Source organism: Micromonospora echinofusca, from assembly GCF_017614955.1.
In the GTDB taxonomy this organism is placed as follows: Bacteria; Actinomycetota; Actinomycetes; order Mycobacteriales; family Micromonosporaceae; genus Micromonospora; species Micromonospora echinofusca_A.
Genome location: NZ_WVUH01000011.1, coordinates 1 through 16,611, shown reverse-complemented (window position 1 = coordinate 16,611; position 16,611 = coordinate 1). Strand labels below are relative to the sequence as shown.

Sequence of the window (16,611 nt, the reverse complement as noted above, 5' to 3'; positions counted from 1 at the left end):
CGTTACCTCGCCTCGGATCGCACCCGGGGAGCCGGCTTTGCCGGGGCGCGTTCGGCGGAGTCAGGCCGGTAGATCACGAAGGACGGGCTCTCCTCTGGCACGTCCGGCTCGGTCCAGGCAGCCGGTTCCCGTCGACGCTGGCGGGGCGCTGCGCCGGGCCCGTTCCGGCTCTCCGGCCGGTCACCTGGAGCCTTCTGCTCCTCAGCGCGTTCACGTCCGTCGGAGCGGGGCGCCGGACCCTCGGTACGGGGTGGGGCGGTGTGTGCCGGATCTTCGAGGCGAGCCTCCGGACGTAGATTGGTCTGTTCCGCCTGTACTGGCCGGCGTCGTCCGGACCTGGTGTCGAGCTGGTCCGGCTCGCTGGCATCGATCCGTGAGGCGGCCCGCATGTCGCGGAAGAAACGGCGATGCCAGGAACTGCCGGCTGCCTCGCTGCTCTCCTTTCCGCCAAGCTGGGTGATCCGACGGTAGGGGCGGAGTAGCAACCAGCCGACGACGCCGCAGAGCCAGACCAGCACCACTTGGAGCCAGCCGGGCAGGGTGGGTGTGCTCATGACCAGGTCCACGGCGAAGAGATAGATCGCCGCGCCGGTGCCGAAGATCGCGATGTTGAAGATGGCTGCGACCACCGCGTTGGCGAGACGGCGCAGACCGGCGCTCGCCGGACGCATCAGACCGACGGTGCCGAGGACCGGCGCGGCGACAACCGCCCACCGGAAGATCAGGAAACCGAGGAGCACCAGCAGCGAGGCGGTCAGGTCGAACATCGCGAAGAGCACTGCGGCCAGGGCCGCGATGAAACCAGCCCCGATGCGGTCCATGTCGCGCACGCCCCTGAGGTACTCGTACGCCTCCGGATCCTCGGTCTTGATCTGCTCGGCGACCTTGGCCCACTGCTGTTTCTTTGCTTCGAGCGTTGCGGTGCGGGTGGCGGGGTTGGCGCGGAGCTTTTCGGCCTCCTCCCAGGACAGGGACTTGGCGTCGTAGAGCGCCTGCCCGTACCTCTTGGCAGTTTCACTGTCCGCCGAGCCGAGGATGCCCCGCAGCCAGTTGCGGTAGAGCATCGTCTCAGCTGCCGTGTCACTGGCCCGAACAGCCGGGGGGCGCTTGTCCTTGCAGGCATCAGGATTTGGGAGAGCGCACTTTTCCGGTGGCACATCACGGGCGGCTGGACCGACTGCGTCGTGGACCACGCCGAGCGTGGTCACCAGGGTGCTGTCGGCGATGTTCGCCGACTTGACCGGCCAGGCTGCGAGCGCCGTGACGGCCACCATGACCAGCAGGGCCCATCCGGCGGTGGTGATCGCGTTGCTCATGTCCGACTGGCGTGACCGCCAGAGCAGGTAGAGACCCACCACACAGAGTGTGATGATGCCGAAGACGCTGAACACCTTCTGGTAGATGGCCTTGGTGGCCTGTTCCACCAGCGGATCGGCCCAACTCCACATCGATCCGGGGTCCCAGGCCCGCTCCCGGAGCGCGTTCGACGCCCCGATGACGGAGGTGGCGAACATGAACTCCGCGTTCGCCACCATCGTGGTGAAGCGGTAGTCCGGGTGAAGGACGGCAGAGGCGCAGCCCTCGTCGATGTCGTAGGTGATATAGCTGTAGCCGGCGTATCCGTACTCGCTGTAGAGACCCTGCGGGCCAGGCAGTTTGGCGGATTCGGGACGTGCAGCGAACCAGCCGGCGAGACCGGAGTCGGGTGTGCTTGGCTCCGGTGCCTTGCGGCATTTGACGGTTGCTTCGCTCACATCTTGGAGCTTGTCCACGCAGGCCCGGAAGTCGGCCTGCCATTCCTCCGTGGTGCAGACGTTGCTGAGGGCTCTGGCGGGGGGTGGAGCGGCGGTGGCCGGGGAGACCACCGGCCAAGCGATCGTCATCACCGCGAGTACGGCGACGGCGAGGATCGACGAGGCGATGCGTGCTCCGGCCCGCGCCATTTTCACGCCTCCAGGTCCGACACGATGGACGGCAGGTTGGCGGCGGTCGCCGCCACCGTGGTGGGGGTGGTGTCCAGGTGTTCGAGCAGTCCTTCGACGTACGAGACGTCGACCCGTACCTTCTGCACGCGTCCGTCGACGTCGCGCATGACGAACTCCCGGAAGCCCAGCCGGGAGGCGGATGAGGCGTCCACGCTCGACAGTGAGGCGAGGGTGGCCTCGTACCCGTCGTTGACGGGGACACGGAGCAGTCGCAGCGCCTCGGTCGCGATCTCGGCGTCCTCGGCGATCCGGCCGACGAAGACGGTGGAGACGAGGTTCTGCACGTCGAGCCCGAGGATGTCGCGCGGGTTCTGCGAGGCGACCAGGGCGGCGAGGTTCCACTTCCGGGAGTCCCGGGCGAGTCGGACCAGGAACGACCGACCGGAGCGCCAACCCTCCATGAAGTGCGCCTCGTCGAGGCCGACCATCTTCCGGGACGACATCGAGCCGCCGTAGCAGCGCCGGACTGCGAGCCGGTGGGCGGTGTGCAGCATCGGCAGGGCCAGTGCCTCCTCAGCTGACCAGTACTCCCGCTCGATTTTGAGGTCGGGGAGTCGGAGGCCGGCCATGGTGATCACGGTGAGCGCGGCGTCGGCACCGAGCAGCCCCTCCGGCGGGCGGCCGAAGAAGAGCAGCGCCAACGGCATCTCGGCCGTGTCGAGGAGCAGGTTGGCCAGTTCCCGGCCGGCGTCGTCGTCGAGCTGGCTGAGGCAGGCGACCACGTCGTCGAGGGTGGAGGTCTCCTCGGCCGGCACCTGGCGTACGGCGTGCCGGAACAGGGTGGCGGTGGACGCCTCGCGGGCCACCTGGGGTGGCACCAGCATCATGCAGATGTCCTGCACGAGCATCCGGCGTTCGGCCCGGGCGTTGGAGATGGCGATCTCGAACTCCCGGTCGCCGGCGGCCCCCACGGGGAACTCGCTGCGTAGCGGGGTCGGGATGAGCGAGTACGGCGCCAGCGTGCCGTGCTCCGACCCGGTCAGGTTGAGTACCCGGGAGTACGGGCGCAGCTCGGGCATCGCGCAGAGCCGGGCGAGTGGACCGGAGGGGTCGAGCAGGGTGACCTGTACCCCCCGCCGGGCGGCCAGGTAGCCGAGTGCGCCGAGCAGGGTGGACTTTCCACCACCCGGTTCGGCCACGAAGACCGCGAGTCCGGAGCGTTCCCGTACCTCCATCGGGAAGTGCAGGTCGAGGAAGACGGGCCGGCGGCAGGTGCCGGCCGTCCGACCGATCAGGTCGCCGCGCCGGTCGCCGACGGTGGAGGCGGCCTGCGGTAGCGCCGCTGCGAGCAGGTTGACCGGCATCCGGCGGATGTAGCCGGTGTTGGCGATCGGCTCGCCGGGGATGAACTCGCGTGCCAGCCAGTCCTGGTTCTTCGGGTGCTGGAGCGAGATCCGCAGTTCCCGGGAGTAGAGCTGGATCAACCGGCGCGCCCGTTCCAGGCACTCCTCGCGGGTACGACCGCCGACGGCGATGCGGTGCCAGCCGTGGGCACGGGCGGAGTCCACCGGCAGACCGGTGGTCATCTCGTCCCCGATCACCAGGGCACGCTTGGCCAGCCGTTCCAGCTCCGGTGGGGCGTCGATGCCGTGCTCGGCGTAGTCGAGCTGCTGGGAGCGGATCATCCGGAGCCGGTGTTCGAGGTTGCGGAAGGAGTCACCGGAGCCGAGGATGTCGACCCGGGTGGAGAGTTCCATCGGCCAGGGCAGCCGCTCGTGGAAGTGCAGCCACGGCTCGTGCCGCTCGGGAATCTCCAGGGGCTCCATCCGACCCACCGCGAGGACGGCGACGTGCCGTTCCTCGCCGGTCATCCGGTTGACCAGTTTGACCGTCGAGCCGTACGGCGTGCGGTACCGCTCGACCTGCTCGGTGAGGGCGAGCAGGTCCCCGCGCTCCCAGTGCCCGTTGGTGACCGGGGAGAGGACGCCGGGCGGCGCCATGCAGAGCGCGACGGACCGGTAGAGCAGCCACTCCAACTCCTGCGGGGTGACCTGCCGACCACGCATGCCGAAGGCGCCGAGTACCTCGTCGAACTGTTCGACGGTACGGCCCAGTTTGCGGCGTTCCCCCTCGGCGACGCCCCGTCCGAAGGTGCGCAGCAGCCGCTCGGTGAAGGAGTCGCCCAGGGAACGCCGGGCGAAGGTGACCCCCAGGTAGGTCTGCCCCTCGGCGTGGTTCACCGAGAGCAGGTGCCGTTGGGCGGCGACCAGGTGGTCGGACCAGGTGGGGGTACCGGGCACCTCAGGCAGGGGGCGCGGGGTGTGCGCGTCGATGGTGCGGGCCCACTCGTCGGCCGGGAAGGGCCGGGTGGTCCGGCGCAGGTGCAGCCGGAAGCCGGCGAGACCGGCGTACTGCTCGGAGATGGCGGCGAGCAGGGCCTCCCGTTCCGCGTCCGGGCGGAACGCCCAGCGCACCTCGGGCAGCCAGTACCAGGCGGTGACGGTGTTCGGGGTGAAGGTGAGGTGACCGGCGATCTCGGTGATGGCGAGTTCGATGGCCGGGTCACGGTCCCCGAACTTGATCTTGGGTGCGCGTACCCGGGTCGGCTTCACCGGCGCGGACCTCCGCCGCCCCGACCGGCGCGTCGGCGGCCAGCGGCCCGGCGGCGGTGACGTCGGTCCGGGTACCCTCGACGGCCGCTGCGGCGACGGCCCGGGCCCGGCGGGTCCGGCGCAGCGCCCGGACGGCGAACACCAGGGCGACCACCCAGCCGACCGCGAGCAGCGCGTACCCGACCAGGCTGAGCGGGCCGGTCACCTCGGCGGCGCGGAACAGGGTACGGGAGTTGGTCAGCACGATGACCCCGCCGATGGTGGCGCCGAGCAGTTGGGCCGGGACGATCCGGACCAGCCAGGCCGCGACCGGGGCGGCGATCAGGCCGCCGATCAGCAGGGCGAGCACCGTCGGCAGCAGGAAGCCCTCGCTGCCCAGACCGATGAGGAAGCCGATGCTGGCCGCGCCGGCGACGACGAACTCGGCGGTGTCCACCGAACCGATCACCTTGCGTGGCTCCATCCGGCCGGACACCAGCAGCGCCGGGGTGGCGACCGGCCCCCACCCGCCGCCGCCGGTGGCGTCGACGAACCCGGCGACCAGCCCGAGCGGAGAGAGGAAGCGGGCCCGCAACGGCCCGGCGGCGCGGTTGGCGCGCAACGGGCGGGAGAAGCGGACCAGCAGGTACGCGCCGAGGGTGAACAGGATGCCGGCCATCCAGGGTGCGGCAGCGGCGGTCGAGATCGAACTGAGGAAGGTTGCCCCGGCGAAGGCGCCCACCGCGCCGGGTACGGCGATCCGGGCGACCACCCGCCAGTCGACGTTGCCGAAGCGCCAGTGGGCGAACCCGGCGGCGAGCGTGGTACCGATCTCGGCCAGGTGCACCGAGGCCGACGCGGCAGCGGGCGCGACCCCGACCAGGAGCAGCAGGGTCGACGAGGTCAGCCCGTACGCCATCCCGAGCGCACCGTCGACGAGCTGTGCGATGAGCCCCACCACGGCGAGGATCAGCAGCTTACGCACGAGCGCCCCCAGACTTTTCGGCATCTCCTATCGACTTGGTCGAGAATGCGGCACGCGCCGGCCACCGGTCAAGTCCCTACCGGGTGACGGGATGCCGACCGGCAGGAGCGACCGGGAGAAGTGGGGAGAAACGCCTCAGGACCAGGCGCGGGGATCGGCGACGAGCTCGCGCACCTGGTCGGGCAGCCGGCCGGCGGCGACATCGGCGACGGTGACCAGTTCCAGGATCTGCCGTTCACTGGCCCGCAGGGCGATCCACACCTCCTGGAGGGCCTGGGCCGCGCCGGCGTACCCCAGCTCCTCCGGTCGCTGTCCCCGGACGTGGGCCAACGGCCCGTCGATCACCCGGATCACCTCGGCCAGGGAGATCTCCCCGGCCGGGCGGGCCAGCCAGTAACCACCCTCCGGTCCCCGCTGGGCATGGACGATCCCGCCCCGCCGCAACTGGAGCAGGATGCTCTCCAGGAACTTCGGCGGGATCGCCTGGGCACGGGCGATCTGCTCGGCGGTGAGCGGCCGGGCCCGGCCGAGGTTGTCGGGATCAGCGACCGCCGCGAGCTCGGCGGCGGCCCGCAGCGCGTAGTCGACCCGGGCGGAGAGACGCATGCCGGCAAGGGTATCTGCCCTCATCAGCCGGCTGGTCGGCCGCCCCTCAGCCGATCGGCCAGGTGCCGGCTGCCGTCGCCGACGAAGTCGTGACACGATACCGGTGTCCTCGACCGGTGACCGGCTGCACGGCACGGGCGTCGTGGAGCGGAATTCACCGGGCTGAATGGGGCGGCGATGCCGGACATTGTGCCGCTGGGCAGTTACGACCCCCGGGCGGCGGGTCCGTACCGGCTGGTAGGGCGACTCGGGGCCGGCGGCCAGGGCGTGGTCTACCTGGGTCTGGACGACCAGGCGAACCGGGTCGCGGTCAAGATGATCAACGTGGACCTGCGGCACAACCCGAAGGCGAAGGCCCAGTTCGTCCGGGAGATCGCCGCCGCCCGACGGGTCGCCTCGTTCTGCACGGCGCAGATCCTCTTCGCCGACCTGGACGCCGAGCCGCCCTACGTGGTCAGCGAGTACATCGAGGGCCAGACGTTGCAGCGCCGGGTCCGCGACACCGGCCCGATCAGCGGCAACGCCCTGCACCGGTTGGCCGTCGGCACGGCCGCCGCACTCGCCGCGATCCACCTGTCCGACGTGGTCCACTGTGACCTGAAACCGGACAACGTCATCCTCGGCGCCGACGGGCCCCGGGTGATCGATTTCGGTATCGCCCGGGCGCTCGACGCGACCGAGACGCAGACCAGCCGGATCATGGGGACGGCGCCGTACATGGCGCCGGAGCGGTTCCGTGGCGAGGAGATCGCCCCGCCGGCCGACGTCTTCGCCTGGGCGGCGACGATCGCCTTCGCCGCGACCGGGCGCCCGCCCTTCGGCACCAGCCCGGTCATGGCGGTGATGAACCGGGTGCTGCACGAGCCACCGGACCTGGCCGGGCTCTCCGGCGGGCTCGCGGAGCTGGTGCAGCGGTGCCTGACGAAGGACCCCGAGGACCGTCCCCGGGCCCAGGAGGTGCTGATGCTGCTGCTCGGGTACAGCGGGGCCGACCTGGCCTCGTCACCACCGATCGGCACCATGTTCAGCGCTGCCGAGGAGGCGGTCACCATGGTGACGCCGTCGCCGGCGCAGGAACGGCCGGTCGCGCACGAACGGCCGGTCGCGCACGAACGACCCGTCGCGCACGAACGACCCGTCGCGCACGAACGACCCGTCGCGCACGAACGACCCGTCGCGCACGAACGACCCGTCGCGCACGAACGACCCGTCGCGCACGAACGACCCGTCGCGCACGAACGACCCGTCGCGCACGAACGACCCGTCGCGCAGGAACGACCCGTCGCGCACGAACGACCCGTCGCGCAGGAACGACCCGTCGCGCAGGAACGACCCGTCGCGCAGGAACGGCCCGGCGCGTTCTCCGGCGGGCCGGGCACCCCGACCCGGCCGGTCCCGGCGGGTACCGGGACAGCGTCGGCCGCGCCGGACACCTGGCACCGCCGCGCGGCCCGGCAGGCCGGCGACGCGTGGGGGATCTCGGCCGCCATCTTCCTCGGCTCGGTCGGTGGCGCGGTCGGCTACGTGGCGTCGGCCGCGGTCGACCGGGCCGCGCTGGTGGGCACGGCGACCTTCGCCATCGTCTACAGTGTTCGCCTGCTGGTCGCCACGATCGTGACCGACGGTACCGGTCCGGACGACCGTGGGCCGGGTGCAGACACCAGCCACAATGGAACGGTAGACGACGGCCGGGCGACGAGCCGCTCCTGACCCGGCCGACCACTGGGAGGATCCGATGGTTTCCGGTCGACCCAAGGCGCGCCCCTGGCTGCCGTACACCGTTGCCGTGCTCGCCGGGCTCGCCGTGATCGCCACGGCATACCTGGTCGTCCGGCCGTCCCCCGGCGCGGACCGGACGGACTGCGTACCGCTGGAGGTGAGCTCCTCCACCGAGAAGGACGACCTGCTGGTCGGCCTCGCCGAACGGTACAACCGCAGTGACCGGCGGTTCGGTGACCGGTGCGCCACGGTCAGCGTGCACGGGTTCACCTCGGGCAAGGCGATGGAGGCCCTGGCGGAGGGGTGGTCGAGCGTGGCCCCCGGGCTGCCGGTCCCGCAGGTGTGGCTGCCGACCTCGTCGTTGTGGGCCGGGCAGCTCCGGATCCTCGACGAGAAGGCGGGTCGTGAGCCGCAGACCCCGGGCAAGTTCCCGTCGATCGCCAGCAGCCCGCTGGTCATCGCCATGCCGCAGGAGAAGGCCGAGCTGGTCCAGCAGCGCGGCCGGCTCGGCTGGGGCGAGATCCTCGGGCTCTCCGGCAGCAGCGGCTGGGCCGAGTACGGTCGTCCGGAGTGGGGCCGGTTCACCTTCGGCCGGGACAATCCCAACACGTCGACCTCCGGGCTGGCCGCCACCCTGGCCATCTACTACGCGGCGGTGGACCGGTCCAGCGACCTGACCGTGGAGGACCTGACCCAGCCGGCGGTGACCCAGTTCGTCCGGCGGATCGAGGCGAACGTGTCGCACTACAGCGACGACGCGGTGGAGCTGATCCGGGATCTCGCCGAAGCCGACGCGAGCGGTACGGCCGCCAGTGACCTGAGCGCGATCGTCATGCAGGAGGAGCTGGTCTACCTCTACAACGAGGGTAGGGTCAGCCCGGTCCCGGGTCGCAAGCCGAAGGTGCCGCTGGTCGCGATCCATCCCCGGGAGGGCACCTACAACCTCGACCACCCGTACGTGGTGCTCCCGTCGGCCAGCCCGGAGCAGCGGGAGGCCGCCGCCGACTTCCTCGCCTTCCTCCAGGACGCCCCGCAGCAGCGCAGCTTCGCCGCGGAGGGGTTCCGCGACCACGAGGGCAACGCCTCCGCCGACCTGATCTCCACGGTACGGTCCCGCGACGCCGGGGCGCTCTCCTACTTCGCCCCGCCGGAGCCGCAGGTGGTGGCGTCGATGCTGAGCAGTTGGCGGACGCTGCGCAAGAAGGCCAACATCCTCTTCGCCGTCGACACCTCCGGTTCGATGAAGGCCACCATCGGGAACCGGACCCGGTTCCAGGTGGCGAACGCCGCCGCCACCAACGGGGTGAAGCTGCTCAACAGCGAGGACCGGGTGGGCCTCTGGTCGTTCTCGTCGGAGACCCCGCAGCGGCCGAGGGCGCCGTACAGCCGGGAGATCGGGCTCGGCCCGTTCGACCAGGACGGTTTCCACCGGAAGCTCACCGGACTGCGGGTGGGGGGCGGCACCGCGCTGTACGCCACGGTACGGGCCGCGCACCGGCACGTGCTGGACAACTACGATCCGGACCGGATCAACGCGGTCGTGGTCCTCACCGACGGTCGCAACGAGTACGCGAAGGACACCGACCTGAACCGGCTGCTCGCCGACATCGCGTTGGACCCGGAGCGGCCGGTCAAGGTCTTCTGTATCGCCTTCGACGAGGAGTCCGACTTCGAGACCCTGGACCGGATCGCCAAGGCGTCGGCCGGTAAGGCGTTCGACGCCCGGGACCCGGCGAAGATCGACGAGGCGTTCGTCAAGCTGGTCAGCAGTTTCTGACCGGCCCGTCGGGGGGCGGCTCTGCGGCCGGGCTCAGCCGCCCACCCGACGCAGCAGCCCTTCCTGGACGGCGCTGGCGATCTGCCGGCCGTCGGCGGTGAACATCCGGCCGGTGGCCAGGCCCCGGCCACCGGACGCGGACGGGCTCCAGCAGTCGTAGAGGAACCATTCGTCGGCCCGGAACGGCCGGTGGAACCAGAGCGCGTGGTCCAGGCTCGCCCCGACCAGACCGCCCGGCCCCCAGACCTCGCCGTGCACCGAGAGCACCGAGTCGAGCAGGGTCAGGTCGGAGGCGTAGGTCAGGGCGCAGGCGTGCAGCAGCGGATCGTCGGGCAGTTTGCCGTCGATGCGCATCCAGACCCGCTGGTGCGGGTCGGCGGGCCGGTCACCGGGGCGTACCCAGCCCGGCTCGCCGACGTAGCGCACGTCGATCGGGCGCGGGATGGTCGCCCAGATGCCGAGCCGCTCCGGGTAGCGGGCGAGCCGCTCGCTCATCGTGGGTACGCCGTCCGGCCCGGGTACGTCCAGCGGGGCGGGTGCCTGGTGGTCCAGCCCCTCCTCCTGCCGCTGGAACGAGGCCGACATGAAGAAGATCGGCTTGTCGTGCTGGAGGGCGACGGAGCGGCGCACCGAGAACGACCGGCCGTCGCGGACGTTCTCCACCTGGAACTCGATCGGCTCGGCCGGGTCGCCGGGGCGGACGAAGTAGCCGTGCAGGGAGTGCACGGTGCGGGAGGGGTCGACGGTGCGGCCGGCGGCCACCAGGGCCTGGCCGGCCACCTGGCCGCCGTACACCCGCTGCGAGCCGACCTGGGGGCTCATCCCCTGGAAGGCCATGTCGCCGGTCTGCGCGAGGTCCAGGACCTCCAGCAGCCCGTCGACGGCGGCCTGGCCGACGACCACCTCCCGCGCGGTCACCGCAGTGCCCGCGCCGCCGCCGCGTCCACGAGCGAACCGAGCTGGTGCACCCGCAGCGTGTTGGTGGAGCCCGGCGTGCCGGGCGGGCTGCCCGCGACGATCACCACGTAGTCACCGGGGTTGGCCCGGCCCAGCCCGAGCAGGGCCTGGTCGACCTGGCGGAACATGTCGTCGGTGTGCTGCACGAACGGCATCAGGAAGGTCTCCACGCCCCAGGAGAGGGCGAGCTGGTCGCGCACCTCCGGGACCGGGGTGAAGGCCAGCAGCGGCAGGTCGCAGTGCAGCCGGGAGAGCCGGCGGACGGTGTCGCCGGTCTGCGAGAAGGCGACCAGGGCCTTCGCGCCGATGTTGCGGGCGATCGAGGAGGCCGCCGAGGTGAGGGCACCACCGTGGGTACGCGGGTCGTGCTGGAGCCGGGGCACCCCGATCGAGCCGGACTCCGTGGTGGTCACGATCTTGGCCATGGTGCTGACCGTGAGCACCGGGTACTTGCCGACGCTGGTCTCGCCGGAGAGCATCACCGCGTCCGCGCCGTCGAGTACCGCGTTGGCCACGTCGGAGGCCTCGGCGCGGGTGGGCCGGGAGTTCTCGATCATGGAGTCGAGCATCTGGGTGGCCACGATGACCGGCTTGGCGTTCTCCCGGCAGAGCTGCACCGCCCGCTTCTGCACCAGCGGCACCTGGTCCAGCGGGAGTTCCACGCCCAGGTCGCCCCGGGCCACCATGACGCCGTCGAACGCGGCGACGATGGCCTCCAGGTTGTCGACCGCCTCCGGCTTCTCGACCTTGGCCAGCACCGGCCGGTGCACGCCGGCCTCGCTCATGATGTTCTGGACGAGCTTGATGTCCTCCGCCGAACGGACGAAGGAGAGGGCGATCAGGTCCACCCCGAGGCCGAGGGCGAAGCGCAGGTCCTCGGCGTCCTTCTCCGACAGGGCCGGGACGCTGACCGCGACGTTGGGCAGCGACACGCCCTTGTTGTTGGAGACCGGGCCACCCTCGGTGACCAGGCACCGGATGTCGTTGCCGTCGACCGAGCTGACCTCGACGGCGACCCGCCCGTCGTCGATCAGCAGCCGGTCGCCCGGCTTGACCTCCTGCGGAAGCTTGCGGTAGGTGCAGGACACCCGCTCCTTGGTGCCGAGGATGTCGTCCCCGGTGATCACCACCGAGTCGCCGGTACGCCAGTCGTGCGGCCCGTCGGCGAACCGGCCGAGGCGGATCTTCGGACCCTGGAGGTCGGCGAGGACGGCGACCGCGTGCCCGGTGGCCTGGGCGGCCTCCCGGACCAGGCGGTAGACCTGCTCGTGGTCGGCGTGGCTGCCGTGGCTGAAGTTGAGCCTCGCCACGTTCATGCCGGCCTCGACGAGCCCCCGGATCCGCTCCGGTGACGAGGTGGCGGGGCCAAGAGTGCAGACAATCTTCGCGCGGCGTGTCACGCCCATCAGGCTAGTCTCTCCCCCGGGCCGGGCTGCCGACCGACCCCTTGCGGAACTGCGAACAGTAGGTCAACGACGCGTGTGTCACGCGTGACCGGCGGGCGTCGCCACACCGGGACGTTGTCGGCGGGCGTCAGCGACCGCGCGCCGGGAATCGTACCGCTCGCGGTCACCTCGACGCCCACCCGCACCGCCGGCTCCCCCCAAAGCGGCCGGGAGCGGGCGCTCAACTGCCGGCGGTGGCCAGCGGGAAGCGCAACGAACCGGCCGGGGCGTAGAAGCGCATCACGTCGACCCGGTACAACCCGCCCTGGACCGCCGGGTCCGCCTCGACCATCACCCGGACGTCGGCCACCGACCCGGTCCGGCACAGGCCGAACCCGCAGGGCGGATCGGGGTTGCGGGACGGCCCGTCCACCGAGCCGGCCACCAGGATGATGCCGCGCTGCTGGAGAGCGGAGACGTGGCGCAGGTGCTCGGCCTGGAGACGCTGCACGGTCTCCTCCTCCAGCGCCCGTCCGTGCGGACCGGGGTAGAGCACGATGCACTCGTACGTGTCGAGCGCGAAGTCGACCTGCGGCACTCCCGTCACGACGCCCTCCCGGTGCTCCCGCGGCCCGTGTTCCCCGACCGCCCCGACCGCCCCGTCCGCCGACGGATCGTCGGCGCGGCCCGTCGGGCCAGCGTCGCACGCCGCACACCGGTCGGGGGCCGGTTCCGGCACGCGGTACCCGGGCGGTCGACAGGTGTAAGCGGGACGTAAGCGCACGTCGATACGTTGGGCTTGTCCGCGGACGCGCGCCTGCCGGCAATCCCCGAACCTCTTTCGAAACGAGGAGCATCCCTGATGCGACGAACGCTCCTGCGACTGCTCGCCACGGCGGCCCTGGCCCTGGCCACGGCCGGCGTCGGCACCGTGACCGTGGTGGCCCCGGCCCAGGCCGCGTACGGCGCGGTGAAGTGGCCCGCCACCGGCACCATCACCAGCAAGGTCGACGACCGTTGCCCCGGGTACGACAACCACGACGGGTACGACATCGCCGGCAACTACCGTTCGGTGGTCTCGGCCGCGTACAGCGGCACCGTCAGCTACATCGGGTGGGACCCGGGCGGCTACGGCAACTACGTGATCATCTCGCACGTCAACGGCTGGAGCAGCCTCTACGCCCACCTCGACGGGTACGTCTCGCGGATGCGGGTCGGGGAGTACTTCGCCCGTAACGACGGTATCGGCTACATGGGCTACACCGGCGGTGTCTCGCCGCCCGGCATCGGCGGCACCCACCTGCACTTCGAGATGCTGCGCTACAACACCCCGCAGGTGTGGAACTCGGCCGGCTCGTGCTACCAGAACGTGACCCGGACCAACTCCATCCCGTTCGACTTCGCCGGACTCAACTGACCCACCGCTCCGACGCGGTACCCACAGCGGCGGCGGTACCCGGACCCCACTCCGGGTACCGCCGCCGTGGGCTGTCCGGGACCACCCGGGCCGGTGCCCACCGGACCGGTGGCTGGGGCGCCTCACCCGGACGCCCCGGGGGCCGTCAACTGTCGGGCGTCCCCGGGGCTGCCCATCCGCCGGTAGATCAGCACGGCCCGGTCCGGCTGCCCGGTCAGCACGGCCCGGGCCGCGCGCAGCCACGGCGAGTCGGCCGGGGCGTGCCGGGCCAGGTCGGCCGGGGCCAGTCCGGCCGCGGTCAACGCCAGCGGCAGGTCCGCACCGAACGCTCCGGGCAGCAGGGTGCCCTCGACCAGGTCGAGCAGCTCGTCCAGGGCGGCCCTGACCCGCGCGGTCGGCCCGCCGGCCCGGACGGCGAGCCGGACCTGGAGGGCCAGCGCCGGACCGAGGACGGCGCGGGCGCCACTGAGCCGGGCCAGGCGCAGCGCGACGTCGGCGTGTCGGCGGGCGGTGTCCGGCGCGGCGCGGGCCAGGGCGATCCGGGCGAGGACGAGCTGCACCTCGGCGGCCATCCGGTGCTCCTGTCCGGGGCCGGTCAGGAACATCCGGGCCAGCCGCTCGGCCTCGTCCCACCGGCCCTGCTGGTAGCGCTCCTGCACGCTCTCGGCGGTCAGCCAGGGCAGGTCGGCGCTGCCGCCGAGGGCACCGGCGGCCCGGGTCGCCGCCGCCCGGTGCCGCCGCGCGGCGGCGAGCCGCCCGACCCGGTCCTCGGCGTCGGCGAGGTTCACCCAGGCCGCCGGTGGTACCCAACCGGACCGGGACCGGTAGCCGTCGAGCACCGCGGCGAGGTCGTCGACGGCGCCACGGTCCCCCTCGTCCAGAGCGGCGATCGCCAGGTTGCTGCGGACCCGCAGGCCGAGCAGGGGCAGGTCGAGCCGGTCGGCCCAGTCGACCGCGAGGCGTCCGGCGCGGACCGCGGGTCCGGTCCGCCCGGTCACCGCCAGCAGACCGCAGACGTTGGTCAGCGCGGCGGCGCCGGCCGCGCTGGGGTGGGCCGGGTCGACCAGGTCGAGGACCTGGCGTACCTCGGAATCGAGCCGCTGGCCGTCACCGGGTGGGGTGAGCCACCGGGCGCGAGCCCGCCAGGAGAGCGCCTCGGCGGCCCGCTGCGGCTCGCCGCACTGCCGGAACAGCGCGGCGGCGGCGGCCAGTTCGGGTTCCCCCCGGGCCGACTCGTGGTAGCGCGCCTCACCGAGCCGCAGCAGGGTCTCCGCGCGGGCCACCGGGTCCTCCTGGAGGCCGAGCAGGCTGCGGTAGCAGTCGATGGCGTCGCGGTAGCCGCCCCGGGTGACGGCGAAGGTACCGGCCCGGCGCAGCGCCTCGATGCCGGCGCGCAGGGGCGCCTCGGCCACCACGACCACCGGCGCCCGGTCGGCGGCGGCCGGCGTCGGGGTGGCCGGGGATGCCACCGGTAGCAGCGCCGGGTCGTGTTCCAGGATCATCCGGTAGGTGCGGCGTACCCCCGGGCCGGGGTCGAGTCCGAGTTCCCCGGCGAGCGCCGCCCGCAGCCGGGTGTACACGGCGACCGCGTCGTGCTGCCGCCCGGCCAGGTAGAGGGCGCGCATCAGCAGGTCGTGCAGCCATTCACAGGTGGGTTCGGCCCGGGCCAGCGGTTCGATCTCGGGGAGCACCCCGGCGTGGTCGCCGAGTCGGAGGCGGACGGTGAACGCGGTACGCCGGATGGCCCGCACCTCCTCGGCCGCCGCCACCAGTTCGGGCCACCGGTCGGCGTCCGACCACAGCCCCGCGCAGGGCGCGCCCCGGACCAGCGCGAGGGCCCGGGCGGCGGCGTCCGCGGCCTCGGGCAGCCGGCCCGCGCCGACGGCGGTCTCCGCCTGCCGGGCGTGGTACCGCAGGTCGTCGAGGTCGCAGCCACCGTCGGGCAGGTCCAGCCGGTACCCCGGCGGGTCGTTGCGCAGCAGCCCGCCGGCGGCCGGGTCCGCCGCCGACAGGCGCCGACGGACCCGGTGGACCAGCACGTGCAGGGCGGTCGCGGCGGGTGCCGGCCGGTCCGGCCAGACCCGGGCGGTGAGCGCCCGGGCCGGCAGGCAGGTACGTGGTTGCACGGCGAGGGCCGCCACGAGGGCCTGCTGCCGGCGGCCGGCGAGGCGGAGCGGTTCCCCACCGACCTGAACGGTCAGGGGTCCCAGGACCGCTACCCGCACCGCCGGCCTCCGATCCGCCGCCGGGTCAGAGTTCCTCGACGAAGTACGGCACCACGTCGAACCAGCCGTTGCCCGAGGCGCCGTTGAGCCGCCCGCTGCTGTAGGTGGCCAGGGTGTACCAGGAGTCGACGTAGTCCGGGTCGTCGGTGTACCACGAGGTGGGGATGGCGGCGAGGATGGCGTTGACCAGCGGGGTGTACACGCCGCCGTCGACGATGGTGAGCAGGGCGCTGGCGATGGCCTGGACGAGCTGCTGGTAGTTGGTGTCCCCGTCGTCCTCCATCATCACCACGTCGGCCAGGTTGTACTTGTACGCCGAGTAGTGCACGAGGAGCTGGTTCGGGTAGTAGGTCCGGCCGTCCTCGTTGAGGTACGGCATCTGCACCAGGTCCACCTTGGCCTTGCCGTCGAGGCCGAAGCCGGCGACCACGCTGTAGATCTCGGCGTCGCCCTTGATCCACGGTTCCTCGTCGTCGCTGAGCCGGACGGCGGTGACCTTGGTGGCCCAGTAACCGGCGGCGGCGGTGACCGGTGCCAGGGCGGAGGCCACGTCACCGACGCCGCGCCGGGCCAGTTCGGTGCGCAGGTACGCCAGGCCGGCCGGCAGCGCCTTCGCGGTGTCCACCTCGACCAGGAGCACCGGTCGGGTGGGGATCCGGGCCGGGTCGAGTGCCACGGTGCCGCCGGCCGGGTCGTACCCGGTCACCGTGGTCGGGGTGTCGTCGTTGGGGGTGGCCGCCACCAGCGGGGTCACCCCCCGGGCCAGGGCCGCCCGCATGTCGGGGTGGGCCAGCCGGAGCCGGAGCAGGGAGCCGGTGTCGGCGGGTAGTCCCTTGGCGGCCAGTACCCGCTGGTTGGCGGCGCGGACCGGACCGGCCAGCGGGGTGTTCCCGGCGACCGTGGCCAGGTCGACGGGTTGTGCGGCAGCGGCGGCGGTGACCCGGGCCGCGACGGCGGGGTCGGCCAGCGCGGCGGCGAGCGTACGGGCCAGCCCGTCGGTGACCGGTCGGACGCCGGTCACGGC

12 protein-coding genes are annotated in these 16,611 nt (G+C 72.4%); 3 read left to right on the top strand and 9 right to left on the bottom strand.

The window, feature by feature from the left end:
- Positions 1-2: 2 nt before the first annotated feature.
- The 4 genes from GSF22_RS03030 to GSF22_RS03015 form a co-directional block, all read right to left on the bottom strand.
- Entirely contained in the window at positions 3-1,943 is a 1,941-nt protein-coding gene (locus GSF22_RS03030) for an MFS transporter (RefSeq protein ID WP_208811168.1), read from the bottom strand.
- Positions 1,944-1,945: 2 nt separating this feature from the next.
- Positions 1,946-4,537, bottom strand: coding sequence for an ATP-binding protein (locus GSF22_RS03025; RefSeq protein ID WP_439957728.1), 2,592 nt, complete (start codon positions 4,535-4,537; stop codon positions 1,946-1,948).
- Positions 4,488-5,501 (bottom strand): sulfite exporter TauE/SafE family protein, encoded by a 1,014-nt coding sequence (locus tag GSF22_RS03020; protein WP_208811187.1) that lies wholly within the window; start codon positions 5,499-5,501, stop codon positions 4,488-4,490. Before GSF22_RS03020 ends, GSF22_RS03025 begins: the two co-directional genes overlap by 50 nt.
- A 135-nt stretch (positions 5,502-5,636) precedes the next feature.
- Positions 5,637-6,107 carry an RrF2 family transcriptional regulator gene (locus GSF22_RS03015; protein WP_208811167.1) on the bottom strand — a complete coding sequence of 157 codons (471 nt, stop codon included), beginning with the start codon at positions 6,105-6,107 and terminating at the stop codon, positions 5,637-5,639.
- A gap of 177 nt (positions 6,108-6,284) precedes the next feature.
- Between GSF22_RS03015 and GSF22_RS03010 the strand changes: the two genes are divergently transcribed.
- The gene (locus GSF22_RS03010; RefSeq protein ID WP_208811166.1) at positions 6,285-7,817 is read left to right on the top strand and encodes a serine/threonine-protein kinase; all 1,533 of its coding nucleotides are present in this window, start codon (positions 6,285-6,287) and stop codon (positions 7,815-7,817) included.
- Positions 7,818-7,842: 25 nt separating this feature from the next.
- Positions 7,843-9,603, top strand: a complete 1,761-nt coding sequence (locus GSF22_RS03005) for a substrate-binding and vWA domain-containing protein (protein WP_208811165.1) — start codon at positions 7,843-7,845, stop codon at positions 9,601-9,603.
- A 33-nt stretch (positions 9,604-9,636) separates the two neighbouring features.
- Here the strand turns inward: GSF22_RS03005 and GSF22_RS03000 are convergent, their stop codons facing one another.
- The 3 genes from GSF22_RS03000 to GSF22_RS02990 form a co-directional block, all read right to left on the bottom strand.
- Positions 9,637-10,521 (bottom strand): acyl-CoA thioesterase, encoded by an 885-nt coding sequence (locus tag GSF22_RS03000; RefSeq protein ID WP_208811164.1) that lies wholly within the window; start codon positions 10,519-10,521, stop codon positions 9,637-9,639.
- A complete protein-coding gene (gene pyk, locus GSF22_RS02995) occupies positions 10,518-11,966 on the bottom strand; it encodes a pyruvate kinase (RefSeq protein ID WP_208811163.1) in 1,449 nt (482 codons plus the stop codon). Before pyk ends, GSF22_RS03000 begins: the two co-directional genes overlap by 4 nt.
- 220 nt (positions 11,967-12,186) lie before the next feature.
- On the bottom strand, positions 12,187-12,552 hold the full coding sequence (locus GSF22_RS02990; RefSeq protein ID WP_208811162.1) for a YciI family protein: 366 nt from the start codon (positions 12,550-12,552) through the stop codon (positions 12,187-12,189).
- A gap of 255 nt (positions 12,553-12,807) precedes the next feature.
- On the opposite strand from GSF22_RS02990, the gene GSF22_RS02985 reads away from it, so the two are divergent.
- Positions 12,808-13,362, top strand: a complete 555-nt coding sequence (locus GSF22_RS02985; RefSeq protein ID WP_208811161.1) for a murein hydrolase activator EnvC family protein — start codon at positions 12,808-12,810, stop codon at positions 13,360-13,362.
- 122 nt (positions 13,363-13,484) lie between these two features.
- Here the strand turns inward: GSF22_RS02985 and GSF22_RS35315 are convergent, their stop codons facing one another.
- Together GSF22_RS35315 and GSF22_RS02975 are read right to left on the bottom strand one after the other, a co-directional pair.
- Positions 13,485-15,587, bottom strand: coding sequence for an AfsR/SARP family transcriptional regulator (locus GSF22_RS35315; protein ID WP_208811160.1), 2,103 nt, complete (start codon positions 15,585-15,587; stop codon positions 13,485-13,487).
- 25 nt (positions 15,588-15,612) lie between these two features.
- On the bottom strand, positions 15,613-16,611 hold a 999-nt coding region (locus GSF22_RS02975), incomplete at its 5' end, for a DUF3103 family protein (RefSeq protein ID WP_208811159.1).